21 protein-coding genes are annotated in these 22,670 nt (G+C 47.3%); 20 read left to right on the forward strand and 1 reads right to left on the reverse strand.

What is annotated here, in order from left to right:
* The first annotated feature begins 119 nt into the window (after positions 1 to 119).
* The 9 genes from SY83_RS10880 (at position 120) to SY83_RS10920 (ending at position 13,366) form a co-directional block, all read left to right on the forward strand.
* Positions 120 to 2,954: an S-layer homology domain-containing protein gene (locus tag SY83_RS10880; protein ID WP_068606415.1), complete on the forward strand. Its 2,835-nt coding sequence runs from the start codon at positions 120 to 122 to the stop codon at positions 2,952 to 2,954.
* Between the two features lie 129 nt (positions 2,955 to 3,083).
* Positions 3,084 to 5,633: a hypothetical protein gene (locus SY83_RS10885; protein WP_068606418.1), complete on the forward strand. Its 2,550-nt coding sequence runs from the start codon at positions 3,084 to 3,086 to the stop codon at positions 5,631 to 5,633.
* A 49-nt stretch (positions 5,634 to 5,682) separates the two neighbouring features.
* A complete protein-coding gene (locus SY83_RS10890; protein ID WP_068606419.1) occupies positions 5,683 to 6,219 on the forward strand; it encodes a hypothetical protein in 537 nt (178 codons plus the stop codon).
* A 103-nt stretch (positions 6,220 to 6,322) separates the two neighbouring features.
* Positions 6,323 to 6,616, forward strand: a complete 294-nt coding sequence (locus tag SY83_RS10895) for an alpha/beta-type small acid-soluble spore protein (protein WP_068606422.1) — start codon at positions 6,323 to 6,325, stop codon at positions 6,614 to 6,616.
* A gap of 157 nt (positions 6,617 to 6,773) precedes the next feature.
* Positions 6,774 to 7,979: a methionine adenosyltransferase gene (metK, locus tag SY83_RS10900; protein ID WP_068606423.1), complete on the forward strand. Its 1,206-nt coding sequence runs from the start codon at positions 6,774 to 6,776 to the stop codon at positions 7,977 to 7,979.
* 179 nt (positions 7,980 to 8,158) lie between these two features.
* On the forward strand, positions 8,159 to 10,870 hold the full coding sequence (locus SY83_RS10905) for a stalk domain-containing protein (protein ID WP_068606425.1): 2,712 nt from the start codon (positions 8,159 to 8,161) through the stop codon (positions 10,868 to 10,870).
* An 87-nt stretch (positions 10,871 to 10,957) separates the two neighbouring features.
* Entirely contained in the window at positions 10,958 to 12,115 is a 1,158-nt protein-coding gene (locus SY83_RS10910) for a sensor histidine kinase (RefSeq protein WP_068606426.1), read from the forward strand.
* A 4-nt stretch (positions 12,116 to 12,119) separates the two neighbouring features.
* Complete coding sequence (locus SY83_RS10915) at positions 12,120 to 12,863, forward strand: response regulator (protein WP_068606428.1); 744 nt, start codon at positions 12,120 to 12,122, stop codon at positions 12,861 to 12,863.
* 107 nt (positions 12,864 to 12,970) lie between these two features.
* Positions 12,971 to 13,366, forward strand: a complete 396-nt coding sequence (locus SY83_RS10920; RefSeq protein ID WP_068606430.1) for a hypothetical protein — start codon at positions 12,971 to 12,973, stop codon at positions 13,364 to 13,366.
* Positions 13,367 to 14,109: 743 nt separating this feature from the next.
* On the opposite strand, the gene SY83_RS23535 is transcribed toward SY83_RS10920, so the two are convergent.
* Positions 14,110 to 14,547: a hypothetical protein gene (locus SY83_RS23535; RefSeq protein ID WP_231891415.1), complete on the reverse strand. Its 438-nt coding sequence runs from the start codon at positions 14,545 to 14,547 to the stop codon at positions 14,110 to 14,112.
* Positions 14,548 to 14,650: 103 nt separating this feature from the next.
* Here SY83_RS23535 and SY83_RS23540 point away from each other — a divergent pair, with 103 nt between their 5' ends.
* The 11 genes from SY83_RS23540 to SY83_RS10975 all read left to right on the forward strand — a co-directional run bounded on the left by SY83_RS23540 (position 14,651) and on the right by SY83_RS10975 (position 22,660).
* Positions 14,651 to 15,682 (forward strand): DEAD/DEAH box helicase, encoded by a 1,032-nt coding sequence (locus SY83_RS23540; protein ID WP_231891416.1) that lies wholly within the window; start codon positions 14,651 to 14,653, stop codon positions 15,680 to 15,682.
* The gene (locus SY83_RS10930; protein WP_068606434.1) at positions 15,675 to 16,415 is read left to right on the forward strand and encodes a ComFC family protein; all 741 of its coding nucleotides are present in this window, start codon (positions 15,675 to 15,677) and stop codon (positions 16,413 to 16,415) included. Before SY83_RS23540 ends, SY83_RS10930 begins: the two co-directional genes overlap by 8 nt.
* A gap of 94 nt (positions 16,416 to 16,509) precedes the next feature.
* Entirely contained in the window at positions 16,510 to 16,911 is a 402-nt protein-coding gene (locus SY83_RS10935) for a TIGR03826 family flagellar region protein (RefSeq protein WP_231891417.1), read from the forward strand.
* Positions 16,912 to 17,035: 124 nt separating this feature from the next.
* Positions 17,036 to 17,302, forward strand: coding sequence for a flagellar biosynthesis anti-sigma factor FlgM (gene flgM, locus SY83_RS10940; RefSeq protein WP_068606436.1), 267 nt, complete (start codon positions 17,036 to 17,038; stop codon positions 17,300 to 17,302).
* A 34-nt stretch (positions 17,303 to 17,336) separates the two neighbouring features.
* Positions 17,337 to 17,837: a flagellar protein FlgN gene (locus SY83_RS10945; RefSeq protein WP_068606438.1), complete on the forward strand. Its 501-nt coding sequence runs from the start codon at positions 17,337 to 17,339 to the stop codon at positions 17,835 to 17,837.
* A 9-nt stretch (positions 17,838 to 17,846) separates the two neighbouring features.
* Positions 17,847 to 19,376, forward strand: a complete 1,530-nt coding sequence (flgK, locus tag SY83_RS10950) for a flagellar hook-associated protein FlgK (protein ID WP_068606440.1) — start codon at positions 17,847 to 17,849, stop codon at positions 19,374 to 19,376.
* 23 nt (positions 19,377 to 19,399) lie between these two features.
* Positions 19,400 to 20,296: a flagellar hook-associated protein FlgL gene (flgL, locus tag SY83_RS10955; RefSeq protein WP_068606442.1), complete on the forward strand. Its 897-nt coding sequence runs from the start codon at positions 19,400 to 19,402 to the stop codon at positions 20,294 to 20,296.
* A gap of 12 nt (positions 20,297 to 20,308) precedes the next feature.
* Entirely contained in the window at positions 20,309 to 20,875 is a 567-nt protein-coding gene (locus SY83_RS10960; protein ID WP_082882471.1) for a DUF6470 family protein, read from the forward strand.
* A 78-nt stretch (positions 20,876 to 20,953) separates the two neighbouring features.
* Positions 20,954 to 21,391, forward strand: a complete 438-nt coding sequence (gene fliW / locus SY83_RS10965; RefSeq protein ID WP_068606444.1) for a flagellar assembly protein FliW — start codon at positions 20,954 to 20,956, stop codon at positions 21,389 to 21,391.
* Positions 21,392 to 21,394: 3 nt separating this feature from the next.
* Positions 21,395 to 21,643, forward strand: a complete 249-nt coding sequence (csrA, locus tag SY83_RS10970) for a carbon storage regulator CsrA (RefSeq protein WP_068606446.1) — start codon at positions 21,395 to 21,397, stop codon at positions 21,641 to 21,643.
* Between the two features lie 192 nt (positions 21,644 to 21,835).
* Positions 21,836 to 22,660 (forward strand): flagellin N-terminal helical domain-containing protein, encoded by an 825-nt coding sequence (locus SY83_RS10975; protein ID WP_068606448.1) that lies wholly within the window; start codon positions 21,836 to 21,838, stop codon positions 22,658 to 22,660.
* Positions 22,661 to 22,670: the final 10 nt, after the last annotated feature.

Genomic DNA, 22,670 nt, shown 5'->3' on the forward strand with positions numbered 1-22,670 from the left:
AGTTTCACAGTTTCTAGCATGCTCTTTTTTAGTATGTTTACTAGTTTCTGTGGCGTACATAGTCGCAGACATCATTTATATTAATCACGCTCTAACTCTGGAAAGGGGGTGCACTCACTATGAGTAATACGAGCTTTCTAAATGAAGACAAAGAAAACAATGTGCAACACAATAGAGGAGGAGAAAAAAAGGTTATGAAGAAAATTGTATCCGTAGCACTATCCACAGCAATGGCGTTCTCTATGTTCGCAAGCGTGGTATCCGGTGCCGAACTAACAACAACTGAGAAATTCGAAGCATTGAAAGCAAAAGGTATTTTGAGCGGTGTTGACGCATCGGGTAACGCGGGTCTAAGCAACTCCCTTACACGTGCTGAGCTTGCTAAAATCCTAGTATCCCTGAAAGGTTTGACTCCAGTAACGGGAGCTTCCACTTTCAAAGACGTTAAAGCAGGTGTATGGTCCACTCCTTACATCAACGCAGCTAGCAAAGCTGGCCTGGTGGCTGGTACTTCCGCAACTACTTTCGCTCCAACAGCTAAAGTAACAGTTGAGCAAGTAGCTCGCGTATTGGTTGTAGCTCTAGGCATCGACCACCCAGCTTCCCCTGACACAAACGCTTCCGCTTGGGCGAAAGAGTATGTTGCAGCAGCTGTTAAATCCGGACTTATTTCTTCCACAGCTAACTTCAAAGGTATCGCTCTTCGCAGCGTAATCGTTGATGCTACTTACACAGCATGGATGGCTTCCCAAGGACCGCAAGTTGTTTCCGGTTCTGTGAAGGCAGTAGATGCTAACAACATCGAAGTTACTTTCTCCGACGATGCTAAAGCACAAGCGTTCAAGCTTGATAAAGCTCTAGTAGTAGGCGCTAACGAAGTAACTGTTACTTACAAAGGCAAAGAGTACAAAGTAACTGTACAATACGATGCTCTTGCAGTATCTTCGATCGCTCAATCCGGCGCTAAGAAAATCACTGTAAACTTCAACAAAGCCGTTTCCGAAACAGAAAAAGCAGCTTTGACTTACGATGTGAAGAACGGTCTTGTTCCTTACACTGTAACTCCTAAGTTCGCTGACGATAACAAATCCGTTGTATTGACAGCTACTTTCTTGCCAGCTGGCGACTACACGGTAACAGTTAAAGGCTTCGAAGCTAAAACTGTTAAAGTAGAAGAAGAGAAAGTTGCTAAGGTAGAAATCGGCGCAACTTCCATCCAAAAAACGGATGGTCAAGATCTGAAAATTAAAGCTCTTAACCAATTCAATGAAGAAGTATCAACTTCCCTGAACACTACTGTTTTCAATGCAACTAAAGGTAACGCAATTACAGCTAACGTTTCCGGAACTTACGATCTTAAGTCCGATGACGTAGCTAAAGTTGACGACAGCATCATCATCACTGTGTTGCACCCGTCCACTGGTCTTTCCGCTTCCAAGACTCTTAAAGTGGTAGCTGGCAGCTCCGCAACTGTAATTCAATTGAGCACTGTTGCTCCATTGAAAGACAAAACTCGTATCTCCACTAACGAAAAAGGACTTGTACTTCCTTACAAATTAGCTGACCAATACGGCCAAGACATCAAATTGCCTTTGACTTCAGCAATCAGCCCGAACGGTAGCGGATTGTTCTCCATCGGCGGTATCAACTTCGTAGTTAACGATGCAACTGCTGTTAAGAACTTCGCAGTAGACAAAGACGGCGTGTTGACTTTCGAAACTGGCACAACTGCAACAACTGTAGTTCTGACAGCAGTTAACAACAGCACTGGTGCATCTGCTACTACAACTTTCAAAGTTGAAGGATCTGCAACAGTTAAATCTCTTGACCTTAGCAACCCAGGTGTACTTGCGGTTTCCGGTGAAGAAATCAAGATCCCTTATGTAGCAGTTGACACATACGGCGCTCCTACAGATCTTAAGACTCTTGATCTTTCTAAAGTATTGGTACCAGTTAGCAATAACAGTCAGCTTAAATTTGCTGAAGGTTACCCTAAATTAAACGCTAAAGGCGAACTTGTATTCAAGTTTACTGGCGGTGCAGGTTCTAACACGAACGTATATGCTTACATCGGTGGAGTACTTGTTGATACATTAACTCTAGATGTTAAAGCTGCAGCAACTCCAGTGAAAATCCACGGAATTAAAGATGTTGCAACAGCATACGCAGTTGGCGCATCTAACGATTTCGATGCAGACAACATCACTTACGTTGACAACTATGGCCGCGTAAATGGCGTAGCAGCTGGCGTATACAGCATCACTAGCAGCGACAACGGTATTGTTTCCACTGGTGGTAACAAACTGACTGCAGTAGCAGCTGGTACAGCAAAAATCACTGTAGCTCTGAACGACGTTGCTAACTCCAAATACGAGTTTGATGTAACTGTTGTTAAGAACGAAGATGTGAAAACATTCGCAGTTAAAGCTGTTCCAACATTGTTCGCTGACAAAGCTGACGATGCTTACACTGGCGACTACAGCAAAACAGTAACGCTTGTAGGTAAAACTGCAAACGGAACTGAAGTTGCAATCGTACAAAGCTCCTTCTTGGCTTCCCTGACTACTTCCGATGAGTCCATCGTGACTGTTAACGGTACTAAAGTATGGGGTAAAAAAGCAGGAACAGCTACTGTTACAGCTTACAACGAGTCCGGTGCTAAAGTTGCTGACACTACAGTAACAGTATCCGATGCAGCTCCAGTAGCAAGTGCAGTAACACTTAACGAAACTGAGTACAAAGTAGGTCTTGGCGGTACTGTAACAGCTACGAAAGAAGTGAAAGACCAATACGGTGTTGTAATCACACCATCTGGCACATTCTCCTCTTCCGATACTAAAGTTGCAACTGTATCTCAAGCTGGTGTTATCTCTGGTAAAGAGAAAGGTACTTCCACTTTGACTTACAGAACTTCTAACGGTACTACTGCAACTGCAACAATCGTTGTTGAGTAATTCATTACTCTCCAACTAAGAACAAGGTGAGGATTTTCCTCGCCTTGTTTTTTTATTCCCTGCAACTTTCTTCCATCCATCCCGTCTAACTAAGTAACAACCTATATTCCATTCGGGAGGAACCATTGCATGTACAGAAGGACGAATACCACCATCGCGATCGCACTAGGAACGCTGCTTCTTGTTCCGAGTTTAACAGACCCCATTCTAGCGGCCACGCCTACGAAAGCTACGGCTAAACCAGTAGTGAAACCAACAACTACGAGCACAATCCCTCCTATTGCCCTGACAGCCAAGAGTTACGTTTCTATGAAAGAAGCTCAGATTCTCGCTACCGATAAAGGGAATGTGTTCACATATACAATCTCCGTATTCAATAGAGATGCAAGAGAACTGCAATGGATCAATTATTGGACCAAGCTGAAATCCAAGGCAGGCAACAACTACACGGCCAAGCTGGTTTCAACGGATAAAGAAAAGACCAAGATCGCGCCCCAAAGCTCTGAAAACTTCACGTTCCATGCGATTGTCGGCCCCACCACGAAGCTGTCTGACCTGATGGTGGAATTCATTCAGTGGGATTTCAGCGCGGCTAACTATGAAAAGCGAAGAGGCATCTTTAAGTTCCCTGTGAACTATAGCGTAACCACCCCTATTAACAAAACAAAAGTTGTACTCGCCAATAACACTAAGCTGAATACAGCCGTTGAGAAAATGAGTGTCTCCAAGGACGGAAATTACTTTGCGGTCGACATCACTTATGCGCTTGAGAATATCGGCTATCGGAATCTCACGTTACCTGCCTATGAGCTTTCTCTAAGAACGAACACTGGCGTGTTGTACCCTGTACAAACAGAAGAGCTGAAAGATCTTTCCATTCAACCAAGGGATAAGAAGAGAGTTCATCTCAAGGCTTCCGTCCCCATCAAGAACTCCACGAAAAACCTGCAGCTCGTAGTAACGCAGACCGATGAAACGGACAAAATCACGTTGCCCGTAGCTTCTTATTGGCTTCCTGAGCCAACTACGGCTAATTTGTTCGCGGAACCGAATCAACAACGAGCTTTTGTGGCAGGCACCACAACATTGACCACCAAAGTGAAGAAGTTATTTATCACCCAGACGGATCGAAATCAATCGGTCTCAGTCTATTTTGACATGCTGAACAGCGGAACTAACGCCTATGAGTTACCGGCATATGAGTATATTCTGCAAACCAGGAACGGGCTCCAATACCCTCTCACAGCGGCGAATGCAACGGAGAAAATGGTTGTTAATCCTGCAGATCACAAGGAACTACAGCTAAACGCGAATATCTCCAAAACGGTAGACTTGGCTGGTGCATCGCTATTGCTGAAGTCAGCTAAGAACGATAAGGGAGTAAATTTCGTAATCGCAGGTTACAAACTCCCACAATCCTCGCAGAATGAAGTTGCCATCAACACCGAATTAGCCTATGAAGCGGATACGCGAAAGTACGGTTTCACCTTAAACGCTCTGCAAAGACTTCCGCTAGGCAACGAAGATGTAGTAGCTGCGGAATTCACGATAACCAATCACGATACACGGCCGTTGTCTGTTCCAACATTGTCGGCTCACTATATACTGGATGGCGTGAAGTTGGATGAAACAAAGACCAAAGTAATCAAGCTGGATCAAATCGTGGAAATCGGTCCGAAGGATTCCGCCAAGGTTATCGTCCACACGAAAATCCCTTACTCGTCAGTGGGTTCGAATGTGAAAGTGGCTCTTTTTGAGAAAGAGAATGAAGAAGCCAAAACGGGAAAACTCATCGGACAGTTCAAGTCTAGCGGATTTACGGAGATTCCGGTCGTTGCCAAAGGCCAGACACTGACAACTGAAACCATCGGAAAGAGAGCCAACTATACCGTTGTGGATACGAAGAGGTATGCAGGAAACACGAACGACTTGATTTATATGAATCTAATGGTCGAGAACTTAGAAAAGCGGTCCGTTGAATTGAACAAAATGACGGGTTTCCTGCGCCTGGCGAACAATGAGATGTTACCGATCAGTCTTTCGGATTACAAAACCCAGATCACACCGAACGGTAAAGTATTAATTTCTGCATGGGCTAACGTTCCGAAGACGCTGCAACAGAGTCCTACCTTGATCTTGGCGAATAATGTTGCGGGTACCGGGGAAGGCGCGGTGGATGCTCTAATTCAAGCGAACGGGTTTGCCGCGGATCTGACGAGTGCGCCGACGTTAAATACTTCATTGAAAGATATGACGATAGAACCGTATAAGTTTTCTTTGAGCAAGTTCAATACCTATCTCTCGGTTACCAATATGGCTGCGGACGGGATTAAGCTGGATTTCATCTATGACCTGGAGAAAAAATCAGAGTACGAGGGTGTCGCGGAGTCGCATCAGCTTCTGTTTGAACTCGAGGATCAGGGGTTCGATAAATTTACATTCAGCAAAAAAGTGGCGCTGGGGAAACCGGATGATACGGGCACAACTCCTGGCGGAAACGCTAACGAGACCTATTTGGAAGTGGGCAAAGGCTTAACCAAGACCATCGTCTTGAACGATCCGGAGATCCTCAATAAGATCCAGAAGTATGAAGAAATCAAGATTAATATCTATGACGTCTATCAGAATCACAAAAGTCTGGTGGCTAGCAAAATGCTGCGGTGGTACACTGTGGAGTAGGAACTCTATCAAACTACTAAATCAATCTAAGTCATGAAGAGGAGGAACTATGAACAAAATTGCTAAAGTCACTTACAGTTTCGTGCTTATGGGGGCACTCCTTACTGCGGGCTCCATCATGTATATTAATGCGGACGGTAACGCTCCGGCCACGCAACCCGGATCCGCTAATGACCCGGTGGTAACCAAGAGCTATGTGGATGAGCAAGTCGCGAGTTTGGTGAAAGCCGAACTGGCCAAGTTAAACGGGACTACCCCGCCAACCACGCCTACGAAGCCGGATCAAGGGAAACCGGATGAAGGGGCCCCTTCCGCGGCGATGAAACCTGTTACCGTTCGACCAGGTCAAACGATTATCGGTTCAGAAGGCACGGAATTCGTAGTAAGGGCAGGTAAAGGGACGGCCTATACAGAAGACGGCGGAGGCCTCTCGGATTTGACAAGCGCGAAGGACATCGGTAAGGGCTTATCCGTAGGCAGCAACCATTATGTTGTGGCTCCCCGCGCAGGCCGCGGCATCACGTCGGATCCGAAGAGTAAGGTCAGCTTAATCGTGCTTGTGCGCGGCGGATATACGATCAAGTAGGGATATTTTGCTCAAACTAACAACATCTTATACGGCTTGACGGGCGTCAAACGGAACACCCTATACCTACATCATCCACATCATTCATAAGGAGCTGAAGGTTATGGGTAAAGGTCAATCCGGGCGCCGTCAAATCGTCCCTGAAAGCCACGAAGCACTGGATTTAATGAAGTACGAAATTGCAGCGGAAATGGGTTTGCCTGTAGGGAAACAAACGTTAACTTCAGCGGATGTTGAATTTGCCGCAGAACTGGGAAGCATCCCTTCGAGCAGCCTCACATCCACTAAAGAAGATTATTGGGGTAACCTCACATCGCGTGATTCCGGAGCGGTCGGCGGCGAAATGACCAGGCGTTTAATTCGGAAGGCGGAGGACTCCATCTTGGGCATTTTGTAAGAGTTGTAAACCTGTAAATTATTTGACAGCAGTCGACATTTTGTTTAAAATAGACGAGACGAAGGTCATTAACAACCTTTTCCACCCGGGAAAGGTCGTTTTTTTGTGTAGGCTAATGGTGAAATCTACATAATATATCTATAGGAGGTCGATAGTTGTGACATTACAAAGCGGTCGACGTTTATTTACTTCTGAATCCGTAACAGAAGGACATCCGGATAAAATTTGTGACCAAATTTCGGATGCGGTATTAGATGCTTTCTTGGCGAATGATCCTAACGCGCGTGTAGCGTGCGAAGTTTCTGTAGCTACTGGTTTGGTTCTGGTAATCGGTGAAATTAGCACGAAATCAGAATACGTGGATATCCCGGCGATTGTTCGTCAAACCGTTAAAGACATCGGTTATACGCGCGCGAAATACGGTTTTGATTCCAATACAATGGCAGTACTGACTTCCCTGAACGAGCAATCCGCGGACATCGCGCAAGGCGTGAACGCGGCTTTGGAAGAGCGTGACGGTAAAGACATGGAGAAAGAATCTGAAGCCATCGGCGCGGGCGACCAAGGTCTGATGTTCGGATTCGCGGCGAACGAGACGGAAGAATTAATGCCGCTGCCAATCGCGCTTGCTCACCGTCTGTCCAGACGTCTGGCTGAAGTGCGCAAGAACGGTACGCTGGAATACCTGCGTCCCGACGGCAAGACACAAGTAACGGTTGAATACGACGGCGACAAGCCGGTTCGTGTGGACACCATTGTTATTTCTACGCAACATGCGGAAGAAGCAACGTTGGAACAGATTCAACGCGACATTAAAGAGCATGTCATCAACCCGGTAGTACCGGACAATCTGTTGGATGATGCAACGAAATACTTCATCAACCCGACAGGCCGTTTCGTTATCGGCGGACCTCAAGGCGACGCGGGTCTGACAGGCCGTAAGATCATCGTGGATACTTACGGCGGTTATGCGCGTCACGGCGGCGGCGCATTCTCCGGTAAGGATCCTACGAAAGTGGACCGTTCCGCAGCTTATGCAGCTCGCTATGTGGCTAAGAACATCGTTGCCGCGGGTCTTGCGAATAAATGTGAAATCCAGTTAGCCTATGCCATTGGCGTAGCGCAGCCGGTTTCCATTTCCGTAGATACGTACGGCACAGGTACAGTAAGCGAAGAGAAGCTGGTTGAAGTGATCCGCAACAACTTCGATCTTCGTCCTGCGGGCATCATCAAGATGCTGGACCTTCGTCGTCCAATCTATGCCCAAACCGCGGCTTATGGACACTTTGGCCGTACCGACATCGACCTTCCGTGGGAACGTGTTGATAAAGCGGACAAGTTGAAAGCAGACGCATTGGCATAATACAGATTCATATTAGGAGCTCCTGCTTACAGGGGCTCTTTTTGTTGTTAAATCTATCCTATTTCTATCATAATTCTGTCGAAAATTAGAAAATAATATGGAATTTCGTAACTTTTCCCCGCAAATAGAGTCTATATTACGAATGGTAATACTAGACACTAGAGTTGGGAGCGAACACAATGAACACGGAAAGCAAGAATCATCGCGCGAAATCTATGAAAACTACTATATCTACTGCCAAGAGGGCAGCCCTGTTCACCTTGTCCGCATTGCTGCTGGCGCAGCCTTTATTGCCGATACATAACGTTCTGGCGGACGGAGTTACGGAGCAGCTGGTGACCAAAGCCGCCTCCGCTTCCTCGACAGTTCTGTTGTCAGAGGAGCCGATTACGTCAGGAGCAACACTCCAAAAATATCAATTCTCCACCGTGCGCAGCGGGAAGAAAGCCGTCGCCATCGGAAATGTGATAAAGGTAGATTTGGATAATCCCTACGTCAAGCTGGATGTGATGACGGGCACGAAGAACAAGTTTACTACGTTGAATTCCGTATCGAACATGGCCAAAGAAACCGGAGCCGTCGCAGGCGTGAACGGCGATTACTTTAACACGGCAGGTCCTTACGTCCCGCTGGGGGGACAAGTCTATTCCGGGCAAGTGATGGCGACGCCGTCCTATCTGGAAGGGATGTACGGATTCGCGCTTACGGCGACGAATCGTCCGGTTATCGATATTTTTACATTCAGCGGAAAAGTTACGGCACAGGACGGCTCAATGTTCAAGCTGGCAGGCGTGAACAAGGCTCCTTACTATCACAGCAATCCCAAAGTACATAGTCATGCGAATGCATTGCATATCTACACCAGTGACTGGACGAATGTAAACCGCGCCAACGACGGGGCGACCAAGCCTCTTGAAGTGTTGGTAGAGGACAACTTTGTGAAACAGATATCAGAGAAAACGTTACCGATTACACCGCCGGAAAACGGTTATATTTTGCGCGCCAACGGTACGGCTGCCGACTATGTAAGAGCTCATTTGCATTTAGGCGAGAAGGTGACATCCACCTATTCCTTGCAAACGACGAATCCGAACCAACCTGTGGATATGACCGGGGTGAAGACTTTGATCGGGGGCCATACCATTCTGGTCAATGCGGGACAACCCGCGGCTTTCTCCCGTGATGTGAGCAGCATCAGCCCGAATTCCTACCGTTCCAGAACGGCATTGGGTTATTCCAAGGACGGCAAATACGCGTATATCATCACTTCCGATGCCAAAGGCGGCAGCGCCGGGATGAACTTGAAAGAGTTGCAGCAGTTCATGATTAAAGTCGGTGTATGGAAAGGTCTGAACCTGGACGGCGGCGGTTCCACAACGATGGTATCCAGGCCGCTGGGCGAGTTTAACGCTGTATTGGCCAACACGCCGGAGAACGGCTCCCAACGCAGAATCGTGAACGGTTTCGGTGTGTTTTCCTTAGCTCCGCAAGGCGCTGTGAAGGGTATTGCCGTGCAGGGTGAGACGAATCTATTAATTAATGAGCAAGCGGAATACAAGATGAAAGCCTATGATCAATTCTACAACCCGGTGGATGTCAGCAGCATGCCGGCTAATTGGTCCGCATCTTCGCCGATCGGCGCTTTTGCCGGAAATACATTCGTAGCCTCAAAGCCGGGTAAAGCGACCTTAACGGTAGCTTCCGGTACAGCTAAGAAATCGCTGGAAGTCAACGTCATAGGCCGCGACCAGCTTCACCAGATGAAAGTAGATCAAGCGAATCCCGTATTGTTAGCGGGCGCATCGTATAAGTTGCCTGTGTTAATGACAACGGTGGAAGGTAAAACGCGCACGATGCCGGCCGCGTCGGTGAAATGGGAGCTCGTGGGCTTCCAAGGCCGTGTGGAAGACGGAACGATTTACGTGGACAGTGTGAACGAGAATACGCCGGGGTACGCTATTGCCCGTTATGACGGCTTCAGTACGCTTGTACCGTTCGCATCCGCGGAACAGAAGCTGTGGAACGATTTCGACACGAATCCCGCTAGCGTAAGCTTCAGCGCTTCTCAGCCGGAGATCACGGGCAGCGCGGCTGTTGTAACGGGACTTCCGGGCGGTAACGCCTCCGGTCTATTGAATCTGACCTATGATTTCACGAATGGGACAGGCACCAAGGCGGCGTATGCGGATTTCGCCGGGGGAGCGGGTTATCCTGTGGAAGGTCAGCCCAAAGCGATGAAGATGGATGTGCTGGGCGATAACAGCCTGAACTGGCTTCGTGCGGAAGTGACGGATGCCAAGGGCGTCAAGCAATTAGTAACGATCGCTAAAGCGGTGGATTGGTCCGGGTGGAAGACGCTTTCCATCGACCTGTCCTCTTATAAATTAAGCTACCCTGTAACTTTCAAGAGAATCTATGTCGCAAGTCTGGAAGAAGCGCAGGACGAGCGCGCTTTGGTCGGGGACATCTCGATCGATAATATTCAGTTCCAATATGACTCTTCCGCGCCGGGACAAGGCGAAGCGAATTCCATGACATTAACCTTGAATAACAAAGCCTATTATGTGAATGGGGTCAAAAAAGCGTTGGATCAAGCGCCGAAAGCTGTAGCCGGCGTGACTTACATCCCGGTGAAATTCGTGACCGACGCGCTGGGCGGAAGCACGACTTACAACACGGCTGCTAAACAAGTATCTATTATGCGGGGGAACCGTCTGATGGAGCTTTGGTTTAACGACAAGGATTATGTATTGAACGGCGTTCGCGGAACAGCCGCTTCTTCGCCGGTAGCGATGGGCGGCCGCACGATGATCCCGCTTCGGCTGGTATCCGAGAAGCTGGGGTTGAAAGTAATCTGGGAGCCTAAGACCCAATCCGTTACAATCGAGTAGTAATATTCATCCTGTAGTAGGAATCACGAGCGTATGGTAAATATGGTATGATAGAGGATATTGGTTGAGAGAATAGGAGAATTGTCGGTGGAACTTCAAGTAAATGCTATTGATAAAGTCATCAAAAACGCCATCGAAGTGATGGAGAGCAGTAAGTATCAGGTGTTTGAAATATGTGAAGCCGCCCGTCAAGAATTCGAAAATCTTGAAAAAGAATTAGTAGATATCCTCGAACAAACCACACAAACGATTCTTAGAGTAGATCAGCTGGAAGTGGATTACCGTAAGGCAAGAGTGCGCTTATCCGAGGTCAGCCGCGACTTCCAGCGATTTAAAGAACAAGATATCAAGATCGCTTATGAATTGGCTACCAAGCTGCAACTGGATCTAACCATGATGCGGGAGAAGGAAACGCAGCTCAAGACGCGGAGAGACGAGCTGAAATTGCGGATTCGGAACATCGAACGATCTATTGAGCGCGCGGAAGTCATCGGTTCGCAGATGAATGTAGTGCTGGAGTACTTATCGGGTGACCTGAATCAGGTTACCCGTATTATAGAGTCTGCCAAAAACAGGCAGATCTTAGGCCTGAAAATCATACTTGCGCAGGAGGAAGAGCGTAAACGTATCGCACGGGAGATCCATGACGGTCCTGCACAGTCCATGGCAAACATAGTGCTGAGGACCGAAATTGCCGAAAGAATGATCGGGAAGCAGGAATTCGAAATGGTTCGTGTCGAATTAGGAGACTTGAAGTCACAAGTTCGCGACGGCCTGGAGGAGATCCGCAAAATTATATTCAATCTCCGTCCGATGGCGTTAGACGACTTGGGACTCATTCCGACGCTGCGCAAATATGTTCAGGACTATGAGGAGAAGACACTTATCCGGACCCGGTTCGATATGATCGGGAAAGAAGCGCGTCTGCCATCCGCTATGGAAGTGGCCATTTACAGATTGGTGCAAGAAGCGTTCACTAACGGTTTCAAACATGCCAGCGCTTCTTTCATTTCTCTGGAAGTGACATTTCAATTACATATGGTTAAAATCGTCATTCAAGACAACGGTGTTGGATTTAATACAGACAAATTCGAGGTATCAGCTGCGGGCTCCCATTATGGCTTGATTGGCATGCGGGAGAGGGTTGAACTGTTGGAGGGAAGAATGGAGCTTCAGTCCGCACAAAATGCGGGAACGAAAATCACGATGCTCATTCCTGTTAGCGGCGATAATCGAAAGGAGTAAAAGGATGGATTACAGAACAACACAGAACGGCGACAAAGAGAAAGTGAAAATCGTGATTGCGGACGATCATCAACTGTTTCGTGAAGGATTGAAACGGATTTTAAATATGGAGGACGACTTGGAGGTTATCGGGGAATGCGGCGATGGCATACAAGTCATCGAATTCTGCAATAACCAGAAGCCGGATGTCGTGCTTATGGATATCAACATGCCGATTGAGAACGGGGTCGTTGCGACGGAGCGATTACGCGAAATTTTCCCCGACATCAAGGTGTTGATCCTATCCATTCATGATGATGAAAGCTACGTATTCGAAACCCTTCGTAAAGGGGCAACGGGCTATCTGCTCAAAGATATGGAAGCGGAGGCACTCATCAACGCGATACGCTCCGTAGCGATGGGTCATGCTTATATTCATCCGAAGGTTACAGGGAAACTGATAAACCAGCTGCGCAGAATGACCTATCTGGATGAGAAAGGGATCGCATCCGGCGGAGAATCCCAACTGAAAGAAGCTGGGGTAGGCGTTAAATACGTACCGAACGAGAATAGCCCGCTGACACGTCGCGAGGCGGAGGTTTTGCGTCTCATGGCGGAAGGCAAGAGTAACAAGATGATCGGTGAATATCTGTATATCAGCGAGAAAACCGTAAAGAATCATGTCAGCTCAATTTTGCAAAAGATGGAAGTAGACGACCGCACACAAGCGGTAATCAATTCGATCAAGAACGGCTGGGTTACTTTATAAGGACTAGGGATAAATCATCCCGGTAAAGTGTCCCGTAAGTTATCCGTGGAATAGAGGAACCTTGAAAACCCTTTCAGCATATGATGTTGTAAAGGGAGGTGGCCTCCATGGTTCTGCTATTCTGGATCCTGGGCATCTACGGGATATGCGCCCTCTTGGTGCATGCATTTTATCGCAATATGTCCAAAACCGTGAAACCGAAAAAACATTACATCATCATCACTTATAATAATCAGCAGCAACTCGAATGGGTTATGGGATCCTTGTTTCTGTGCTCGCTGTTAAAGGGAGAAGAAATCAAGGTTACGATAAGGGATGAAGGGTCGACGGACGATACGGTTCCGATCGCATGGCGTCTGGCGGCGAAGCGTTTCGGCGGCCTTACGGTGGAAGAGGCGTCGACAACGGCATCCATTAGCGAGGTTCACTCGGCGGACGAAGAAGTCATCGTTGTGGATGTGAATCAAGCGGGAGAGCTGGCGAAGCTGCCTTTGGTTTATTAGGTTGGTTTGGGAAGGCTTAGTGCAGGTAAAACACTTATAAGCATTACCGAGTGAAGCACACCCGGTTCATGGAGACATGAGCTTGGTGTGCTTTTTGTTGTGTTTAGGGGACAGAAGCAAATATATGAACTGGATTGGGTGATAGGGATGAAGGTTACTTTGTATTGCAGAACAGGCGGTAATGGGGAAGTGCAGGCCTATGTTTCATTGGATATGGCGGTGGATGAAGTTTTTTGGTACGGAGAAGAAGGTGTTTTAGCTGTTGTTGAACCGGAACTCCCTTTAGGTTTCGCCTTGTATGTATTGCAAAGAATGGAGGAGAAGGCGGATTTCAGAGGGGTGGAGGGATGGTTCGAATTTGTGTGTATTTGTATGTCTGAGGTACAGGGTGCGTTAACCAAACAAAGGGGAGGGGGCGAGGGCCGGGCGGGAGACACGATGCGCCTGGTAAAGCGGTCGGCGCTCGCTACAGCGCCGCTACCGGACCTGGCCGATGCGCGCCGGATGGCGGCGGCGCTGCAAGGCCGATCGCTGCTGCCCGAAGAGGCGCAGCAGCTCTGGCAGGCCAGCGGCCTCAGCGACGACGCGCTGAGCCGCTGGCGCAGCTACGCGCAACTCGCCCTGCTGGCAGGGGAGTTGCGCGTCAGCAGCGGGGTCGCCCTCAGCGAAGCTGGGCGATCCCGCTGGAAGCGCAGGCGGCGCGAGCTCGCCTGCGCGCGGTGCGGCACGGGCGGCGGCGGGCTCTACGCCGGCCCGTGCGCGGCCTGCGGCAGCGGCTGCGTGTATTGCGAGGCCTGTCTGACGATGGGCCGAAGCAAGTTCTGTTCGCCGCTGCTGCAGGCGGTTCCCGCGAGAGCTCCGGGAGCGGGACTTCCGGCGGTGCGGCCGACGGCCCCTTTAGCGGGCCGGCCGGGAGCATCGCCGTCCGCTGCGCCGGACCTCTCGCGGTGGGGGCTCAGCCCCGCGCAGACGGAAGCCTCCTCCGCGGGGATCGCCTTCTTGGCGCGGCCTGTTCCCGCCGCCCCGCCGCACCTGCTGCAGCGTATGCTAAGCGCAATCCCTTTTCTGCGCTCAGCTACAGTTGCACCCGCACCCGCACTTGCACCCGCACCCGCACTTGCACCCGCATCCGCATCCGCACCCGCACCCGTTCGCACGCATGCACCAACCGTTTCACTCACTCACCCTCCAACACCTACCGGTTTACCTGCACCTATCAGCCAACCCGCCTCACGCGGTTCTATCACATCCGCTCATTCGGCACGTCCTGGGTCAGTCGCCGCCATGAACACGCACACCACTCCATCGCCCCCAACCCAATCAGGCTTCCTGATCTGGGCCGTCACCGGCGCCGGCAAAACCGAGATGATCTTCCCCCTGATCGACCACGTCCTAACCACTGGCGGCACCATCTGTCTTACAACGCCAAGACGGGACGTGGTCCTGGAGCTGCAACCCCGGATTCGCAAAGCCTTTCCCGAGCGCCGCCTCGTAACCCTCTATGGAGGAAGCGAGCAGCGATGGGAGGAAGGCGATATCGTACTCGCTACGACACATCAGTTGTTGCGGTTTAAGCATGCTTTTGACGTGGTGATTATCGATGAGCTGGACGCGTTCCCCTTTCACAACAATCCCATGCTGGAATTCGCCGCGCGCAACGTTTGCAGGGAGGACGGGAAGTTCATCTTCCTCTCCGCCACACCCCCGCCACACCTGCAAAAACTCGTCCGCAGCGGCCGCATGCCCCATATCCGCGTTCCGGTACGCTATCATCGCCATCCCCTTCCCGTCCCGCGGCGAATGCAGATCCCGAAACTAAACCGGTGGATAAACGGACAAACACTCCCCCGCAAGCTCACATCCGCACTCCAGCAATCCTTGGACCGGGGGGCGCAAATTTTTCTTTTTGTTCCCAAAATCAGATGGATTCCCCAAGTATTATTGCTGTTAAAACAACGGTTTCCGGACCATCGCATCGAGGGGACCTCCTCCAAAGACGATGAACGAGCCGCCAAAGTACAACATTTTCGCGATGCCGCAATCCGAATTCTAGTGACGACCACAATTTTGGAAAGGGGTGTGACGGTGCCGAAGACGGATGTGTTTATTTTGGATGCGGATGATGCGCTCTTTGATGAGGCCGCTTTAGTGCAAATGTCGGGTCGCGCAGGACGTTCCGCCGCGGATCCGGCCGGTCACGTGTATTTTTTCTCGGCGGATCATAATGGACAGCAGGCAGCGGCGATCAAGCAAATTCGCGCCATGAATCAGTTGGCAGCACGCAAAGGTTATTTACGGGAGGGATCTCATGTTTAGCTCGGAGCATCAAGGCAGAATCAAGTCTGCTCTATCCAATCTTTTGTCACAACTAAACAGCTGGCTGTCACCGGATTCGTTCTCTTGTGTAAGTTGCGGCGGGCGATCGACCCAGTTGTCTTCAGCTGGTTTATGCTCCCCCTGCAATCGTACGTTCCCGTGGATATTGGAGGCGCTGTGTGAGGTTTGCGGGCGATATGAGCGTTGTTATGATTGCGAGCGGCGGGAGCGGACTTATTTTGCCATGAACCGTAGTGTTGTGGTGTACGATGCCGCCATGAAAAACCTGCTCGCACTCTATAAATATCGGGGGCAGGAGCGGTTGCAGGCTTTGTTTGTGGAAATGCTCAGCGGCGCTTATGATCATTTTCAGATGTCGGTGGATGTCATTACGTTCACCCCTCTGAGCTCGACCAGGCTGGCGGAGCGGGGGTTTAATCAGGCGGAACAGCTGGCGCGGGGGCTGGGGGCGGCGAAAGGTATCCCGGTAGTGCCCCTATTGGCGCGAATCAAGCATACGGAGAAACAAAGCTTCAAAACCCGCAAAGAACGTCTGGGCACCCTGGAACACGTATTTTCATTTCAAAAAGACCCCGATTTCACCCCGCGCGAGGGATTAAGAGTCTTGATTGTGGATGATGTGTACACGACGGGAAGCACGTTGAATGAATGCGCGAAGGTGATTCGGGAGGGGATGTGGGCGGAGATTTACGGACTTACTTGGGCGAGGTAAATATTTTGTAGAAAAATGTAGCAAATAATCGATGAAAATCTTCAGCAGATCGGGTAAGATTGAGAGGAGGAATCAGACGAACGGGGGAACCAGGATGAGCTTGAATGTGGCGAATTGCCCAAAATGCGGCCGAGTTTATGCGAAAAATTTCAGGGACATATGCCCTAATTGTTATAAGGAAGTGGAGTTGCAGTATGAGAAATGCGTGAAGTATTTGCGGGAATATCGTAAATGCACTTTATCAGAACTCAACGAGGCCACAGGGGTTTCCGTGCACCAGATCGCCAAGTTCATCCGAGAGGGCCGTATTTCGCTTACGCAGGCGCCGAACCTGGCATTTCCTTGTGAAATTTGCGGAACGGATATTCAAACGGGGACGATTTGCGAGGGGTGCCGGAAGAAGCTGCTTACCGATGTAAACAACATGAATGCGTCGGAGCAACTTAAGTCCCAGCCCAACAGCAAGAACGGTTACGGTTACAAAATAGGCGACTAGGACCTGCTATATTCTCTGTGAGGTTTGTCCTATAATTGAATAGGGTATACATTTTTATGTATCAATAGCCGATAATACTATTAATGATTATCGGTTATTTTCTATTTGGAGAGGTGATGAGATCATGAAAATTAACGACACGCAGCGCATCGGCGCGATGAACAACTATAGAAAGAACAACCAGCAGCAAGCCGAAGTAACAGGCAAGAAACAGAAGAAGGATGAAATCCAGATATCCGCGGAGGCGCAGGAATTGTTGACGCAACAGACGCAAGGCGAGGACCCGATCCGCGCCGAAAAGTTGAATGAGCTGAAGCAGAGTGTGGCTTCGGGCACCTACAGTGTGGATCCGAGGAAGCTGGCGGAGAAGTTGTTCCCTTACATCAAGTAAAACTATCATTATGAGAATAGACAGGTGAGCGGGCATGTCCATGCAGGCAGTAACGGAAGCGATGGAGTCGTTGAACGACCTCTATCTGGAGATGATTGATCTTGGCGGTCAGAAGAGGGAGTTCATTGTGCATAATGACGTGGACGGCTTAAGCCGGGTCATGAACAGGGAATCCAAGCTTATGAAGCGTTCGACGGAAGTAGAACAGGAGCGGTTGATGGCTGTAGCCGGGTATCTTAAAGAGAAGAATCTCCGTCTTCCTAGCTCCATAACGATGACGGAGCTGACTCGAGTTGTGTTTAACTTAGAGGATAAGGAACGTTTGGCGATTACTCACAATCAATTGCTTGAGACCATAGTTAAGATGAAGGAAATCAATGAGCTTAATCAACAGTTAATTGAACAATCATTAGATTTTATTGATTTGTCTCTAGATTTATTGACAGGTCCCGTTTATGACAGTCCAGTATACAGCAGACCGAATCAAACTTTAAATGAAAGCAATAGATATGCTTTTTTTGATAGAAAAGCTTAGGAGGTCAACATGAGATCTACATTTCATTTGTTGGAGACAAGCAAGCGAAGTTTGTTTGCTCACCAAACATCCCTTAGTACAACAGGACATAATATTGCCAATGCCAACACAGCTGGATATTCGCGCCAAGTTGCTAATTTAGTTCATAGTCGACCAATTGAAGTTCCTGGTATGCAACGCTCCAACACGCCCGGACAGCTTGGCACAGGAGTTGAGGTAAGTTACATTCGCAGAATACGTGAAGGTTTTCTGGATGACCAGTTCCGTAATGAGAACAAGTCCTATGGATCTTGGAGCATCCAAAGTGATACTCTGCAAAAGTTAGAAACGATCATGAATGAACCGACGGATAGCGGAATTCGGACATTGATGGATAACTTCTGGAAATCATGGTCAGACTTGAGCAAGAACCCGGAGAGTAAATCGGGTAGGGTTATCGTAAAGGAGAATGCCATCGCTTTGGCAGATGCATTTAATGCGACTAACATTCAGCTTACGGCTCTTCAGAATGACTTAACGGATAGTATTCATATCAAAGCAGATGAGATTAACTCAATTACTTCGTCCATTGCCAATCTTAACTTACAGATACGTAAAGTTGAGAGTTTGGGAGATAACGCGAATGATCTGAGAGACCAAAGGGATAATTTAACGGATGAGTTGTCCAAAATAGTAAATATTCGTTCTGTTGAGGTAGATCCGGACGGATACAATATTCAGATGGGCGGAGTTATATTAGTTGAAGCGGACACTTCCTTGCAAGTTACAGGGGAGTCGTTAGAACAGGCACACGCTTCAGGAGAGCTAACAAGCGGTGAAGTATACGGGATGATTGAGTCCAGAGATCGTATTGTTAATGCTTATATACAGGAATTAAATACGCTAGCGGATACCATTGCCAATGGTGAAATTGAAGTAGTTATCCCTGCGGGTTCCGTACTGCCTGGAGGCGGAGGTGTGGTAACTACAGATACGACTATGAAAGTCTTAGGAATTAACGGACTTCACAAGTTAGGTTACGCTTCAACAAGTCCTTTGGAGGTAGGAAGTGACTTTTTTACTTTTAATAAAGGTGGAGTTGGAGCTTCTGCGAATATTGGGTTTAATCCATATCTTATGGCCAATCCCGATAAAATTGCAGCATCTATGAGAACGATGAATGGACCTGGCGGAGAAATCGTAGTAAATGGTAATAACACGCTCGCACTACTTATGACTCAATTAAAAGATACTAAATTTAGTTTCTCAGGTAATAGCGGCGGACCAGGTATTACAGGGACAATAGACGATTTCTTTCGAGCCGTTGTCGGTAAGCTTGGCGTAGAAACTAAAGAGGCTAATAGACAAGTTGATAATCAAATGGCAATACTAGATCAAGTGGATTCGCGAAAGCAATCCGTTAGCGGGGTATCCCTTGATGAAGAAATGTCAAATCTCGTAAAGTTTCAGCATGCCTATAGCGCAGCTGCACGAGTGATGACCACGTTTGATGAAATGTTAGACAAAGTAATCAACGGAATGGGTATTGTAGGTAGATAAGTAGTACTCGGGAGGGTCGAATAATGTCGGTTCGAATAACGCAAAACATGATAAGCACTCAGCTTAATAGGAATTTAAATAACAACATGCGCAAGACAGAATTATATCAGGAGCAACTATCAACAGGGCGAAAGTTAAATAAACCTTCTGATGATCCCGTAGGTACACTTTATTCTCTTAGGTATCGGAGTAATATTAATGCCAATGAAGAATACAAGAACAATCTGGATCAAACGCAGTCTTGGCTTAACTTTACAGATTCTATGACCGGCCAAACTACAGATGTCTATCATAGACTTAGGGAGTTAGTAACTCAAGCTTCCAATGGAACGAATCCGCAGTCCGCTATGGATGCAATTAAGAGCGAAGTTGTCGAACTGAAAAAGCAACTAGTTAGTATAGGAAACAGTAAGTTAAGAGATAATTACGTGTTTAATGGTCAGTTAACCGATATTGAACCCTATTCAGCAACTAATCCCGCAAACGATTCAACGGACCCTTATTCCATATCTTACGATTTAGGTCTAGGTGTTCGAATTCCAGTAAATATAACAGGCAACGCAGTGTTTGGAGAAGCGAATGCGGCAGACAATATTTTTAAGATTGTTGATGATATGACGACCTTCTTAGATACTAAAAATCATACTGCGCTAAGCGGATTAATTAACCCTTTGGATGCTCGGCTTGGGAAAATGCTCAATGTGCGGGCTGAAATTGGCGCAAAGGTGAATAGAACGGAATTTATAAGCAATAGGTTAGATGATTTAGGTTTAAATTTAGTGGATCTACAGTCGAAAGTTGAAGATGCGGATATGGCGGAGACCATTATGAAACAAAAGATGAACGAAAGTGTCTACCAAGCTTCTTTAGCAACCGGAGCCAAGATTATTATGCCTACACTAGTCGACTTCTTACGCTAGGGGTTGTGAAATATGCAACTTCCAGCTATTCAAATTAGGCAACAGTATGGTCGTCTTGGTATGGAGTCCGAGAGAGCTTTTGTGGAGATGAAGCAAGAAAGAGCAACTCAAGACTTTGATATTCAACCTGCAGAAATAACCATTGAATCTCCTCGTGGCGAACTCCATATTGATCAATCTAGGGCCTGGGAAGCATTAAACGGTGGTGTAATCGAAAGTTTCAATCATCGAATTTATAGTAACAATAAACAGTTAGCATTAGACGGCATTGCTAACATCGTTAGTAAAGGTAATCGTATGGCGGCTATTCATCTTAGAACCAATGTTATTGCAGATTTAGGTTTCGAAAGTTATTTCGAAGACTATTATATGAATATATTTGGTGAAGCCTCTTATGATAACATAGATATTCATTACACTGCTCATAAACCAGTTATTAATTATAACCCTGGGGTCACGGATACACAGACGATTGCTAACAAGGCGGAATTCTCCTATGTTTCGGGAAAGTTGAACATCTATATGTTACAGTTTCCCTCAATTGAAATTATCCCCCCGAATTTAGATATGAGAATGTAATAAGATATAATGACTATAGACGGTTTCTCTATAGTCTTTTTTGCTTTGTATTTTTTAATAGAGAGGATGCTGCTTAGCATGAAATTACAAACCAGAACCATGGGCGAGATTGAAATTAAGGAAGAAGACATTATTACATTTGGTACAGGAATACCTGGATTCGAAGAGTACAGTAAATATATAATTGTTACACCTGATACCTCTATTCCGTTTAACTACTTACAAAGCGTAGAGGATAGTAATTTATCGTTTATAGTCACAGATCCTTTTGTGTTCTATCCTAGCTATGATATCAATATCCCAGATGAAGTATTGGAAGAATTGAGGATTGAAAAGCCGGAACATGTTGCGGTATATTCCATCGTGACCATTAAAAACTCCTTAAATCAAGCAACCCTGAATTTACTTGCGCCTATTGCGCTGAACATCACAAATAAATGTGCGAAGCAGGTTATTCTAACCGATACCAAGTACAGAACGAAGCATTCTATATTTAATAGTGAATCGGGGGCGTAGAGAATGCTGGTACTGAGCAGGAAAAAGGGCGAGTCTATTATCATCGGAGATCAGATTGAAGTTACTATTCTTAGTGTGGAAGGCGATGCTATTAAGCTTGGAATAAATGCCCCTAAACATATAGAGATATTCCGAAAAGAGCTGTACGATGCGATTCTAACCGAGAATAAAGAAGCTATTGGAAATACACTAGATGTAGAAATCTTACAGCAAATTTTATCTGTTGAAAAAGAGAGGGAAACACAGGGTTAAGGTATGAAATAAGAGATAATATACGGTTATGTCGTAAAAACAAGTAAATTCGAGTGAATATAACTCTACATTCCTTCTCATTGCATTGCGATAAATATAATATAAGCTGGTTAGGGGCGGCCGACCCAATAACCAGTAATAATTTTCCACATGGATGTGGAAATAACTTACCTTCAGGGAGGAAGAATTACAATGAGAATTAACCACAATATTTCCGCATTGAACACGCACCGCCAGCTTTCTTTCAACAACCTTAACTCTTCGAAATCGATGGAGAAATTGTCTTCCGGTTTCCGCATCAACCGTTCCGCTGATGATGCAGCAGGTCTTTCCATCTCCGAGAAAATGAGAGGCCAAATCCGCGGTATGGAGCAAGCTTCCCGTAACTCCCAAGACGGTATTTCCTTGATTCAGACGGCTGAGGGTGCAATGGCTACTGTTTCCGACATGCTAGTTCGTGTACGTGAACTTGCAACGCAAGCGGCTAACGGTACTTACAGCGCAACTGAAGACTTGGCTCGTATTCAAGAGGAAGTAACTGAGATTGCTAAACAAATCACTAACGTTAAAGACAACACGAAATTCAACGGAATTAAGTTGCTTGACGGTTCCAAAGACGTTCAACTTCATATCGGTCAAGAGTCCACTCAAACATTAACACTTACTCTTTCTGCTGTAACTAACAACTTGGCAGCTGTAGATACTGCGGTAACTGCTTACAACTTAGGCACACAAGCAGGCGCTGTTACTGCATTGGCAAACGTTGAAACTCGAATCAACGCAGTAAGTGCTGCTCGTTCATACCTTGGAGCTAACCAAAACCGTCTTGAGCACACAATCAACAACTTGGATACTACGGCTGAGAACCTTCAAGCAGCTGAATCCCGTATCCGTGATGTAGATATGGCTAAAGAAATGATGAACTTCACTAAGAACAACATCCTTACTCAAGCTGCACAATCCATGCTTGCACAAGCTAACCAACAACCTCAAGGCGTTCTTCAATTGCTTCGTTAATACGAGGTTG

The sequence above is a fragment of the Paenibacillus swuensis genome (genome assembly GCF_001644605.1).
Lineage (GTDB): Bacteria > Bacillota > Bacilli > Paenibacillales > DY6 > Paenibacillus_N > Paenibacillus_N swuensis.

What these genes read in the sequence shown, in the direction of transcription:
- SY83_RS10880 (WP_068606415.1), top strand. Translation starts at nt 120, where the DNA reads ATGAGTAATACGAGCTTTCTAAATGAAGACAAAGAAAACAATGTGCAA.
- SY83_RS10885 (WP_068606418.1), top strand. Translation starts at nt 3,084, where the DNA reads ATGTACAGAAGGACGAATACCACCATCGCGATCGCACTAGGAACGCTG.
- SY83_RS10890 (WP_068606419.1), top strand. Translation starts at nt 5,683, where the DNA reads ATGAACAAAATTGCTAAAGTCACTTACAGTTTCGTGCTTATGGGGGCA.
- SY83_RS10895 (WP_068606422.1), top strand. Translation starts at nt 6,323, where the DNA reads ATGGGTAAAGGTCAATCCGGGCGCCGTCAAATCGTCCCTGAAAGCCAC.
- SY83_RS10905 (WP_068606425.1), top strand. Translation starts at nt 8,159, where the DNA reads ATGAACACGGAAAGCAAGAATCATCGCGCGAAATCTATGAAAACTACT.
- SY83_RS10915 (WP_068606428.1), top strand. Translation starts at nt 12,120, where the DNA reads ATGGATTACAGAACAACACAGAACGGCGACAAAGAGAAAGTGAAAATC.
- SY83_RS10920 (WP_068606430.1), top strand. Translation starts at nt 12,971, where the DNA reads ATGGTTCTGCTATTCTGGATCCTGGGCATCTACGGGATATGCGCCCTC.
- SY83_RS23540 (WP_231891416.1), top strand. Translation starts at nt 14,651, where the DNA reads ATGAACACGCACACCACTCCATCGCCCCCAACCCAATCAGGCTTCCTG.
- SY83_RS10930 (WP_068606434.1), top strand. Translation starts at nt 15,675, where the DNA reads ATGTTTAGCTCGGAGCATCAAGGCAGAATCAAGTCTGCTCTATCCAAT.
- SY83_RS10935 (WP_231891417.1), top strand. Translation starts at nt 16,510, where the DNA reads ATGAGCTTGAATGTGGCGAATTGCCCAAAATGCGGCCGAGTTTATGCG.
- flgM (WP_068606436.1), top strand. Translation starts at nt 17,036, where the DNA reads ATGAAAATTAACGACACGCAGCGCATCGGCGCGATGAACAACTATAGA.
- SY83_RS10945 (WP_068606438.1), top strand. Translation starts at nt 17,337, where the DNA reads ATGTCCATGCAGGCAGTAACGGAAGCGATGGAGTCGTTGAACGACCTC.
- flgK (WP_068606440.1), top strand. Translation starts at nt 17,847, where the DNA reads ATGAGATCTACATTTCATTTGTTGGAGACAAGCAAGCGAAGTTTGTTT.
- flgL (WP_068606442.1), top strand. Translation starts at nt 19,400, where the DNA reads ATGTCGGTTCGAATAACGCAAAACATGATAAGCACTCAGCTTAATAGG.
- SY83_RS10960 (WP_082882471.1), top strand. Translation starts at nt 20,309, where the DNA reads ATGCAACTTCCAGCTATTCAAATTAGGCAACAGTATGGTCGTCTTGGT.
- fliW (WP_068606444.1), top strand. Translation starts at nt 20,954, where the DNA reads ATGAAATTACAAACCAGAACCATGGGCGAGATTGAAATTAAGGAAGAA.
- csrA (WP_068606446.1), top strand. Translation starts at nt 21,395, where the DNA reads ATGCTGGTACTGAGCAGGAAAAAGGGCGAGTCTATTATCATCGGAGAT.
- SY83_RS10975 (WP_068606448.1), top strand. Translation starts at nt 21,836, where the DNA reads ATGAGAATTAACCACAATATTTCCGCATTGAACACGCACCGCCAGCTT.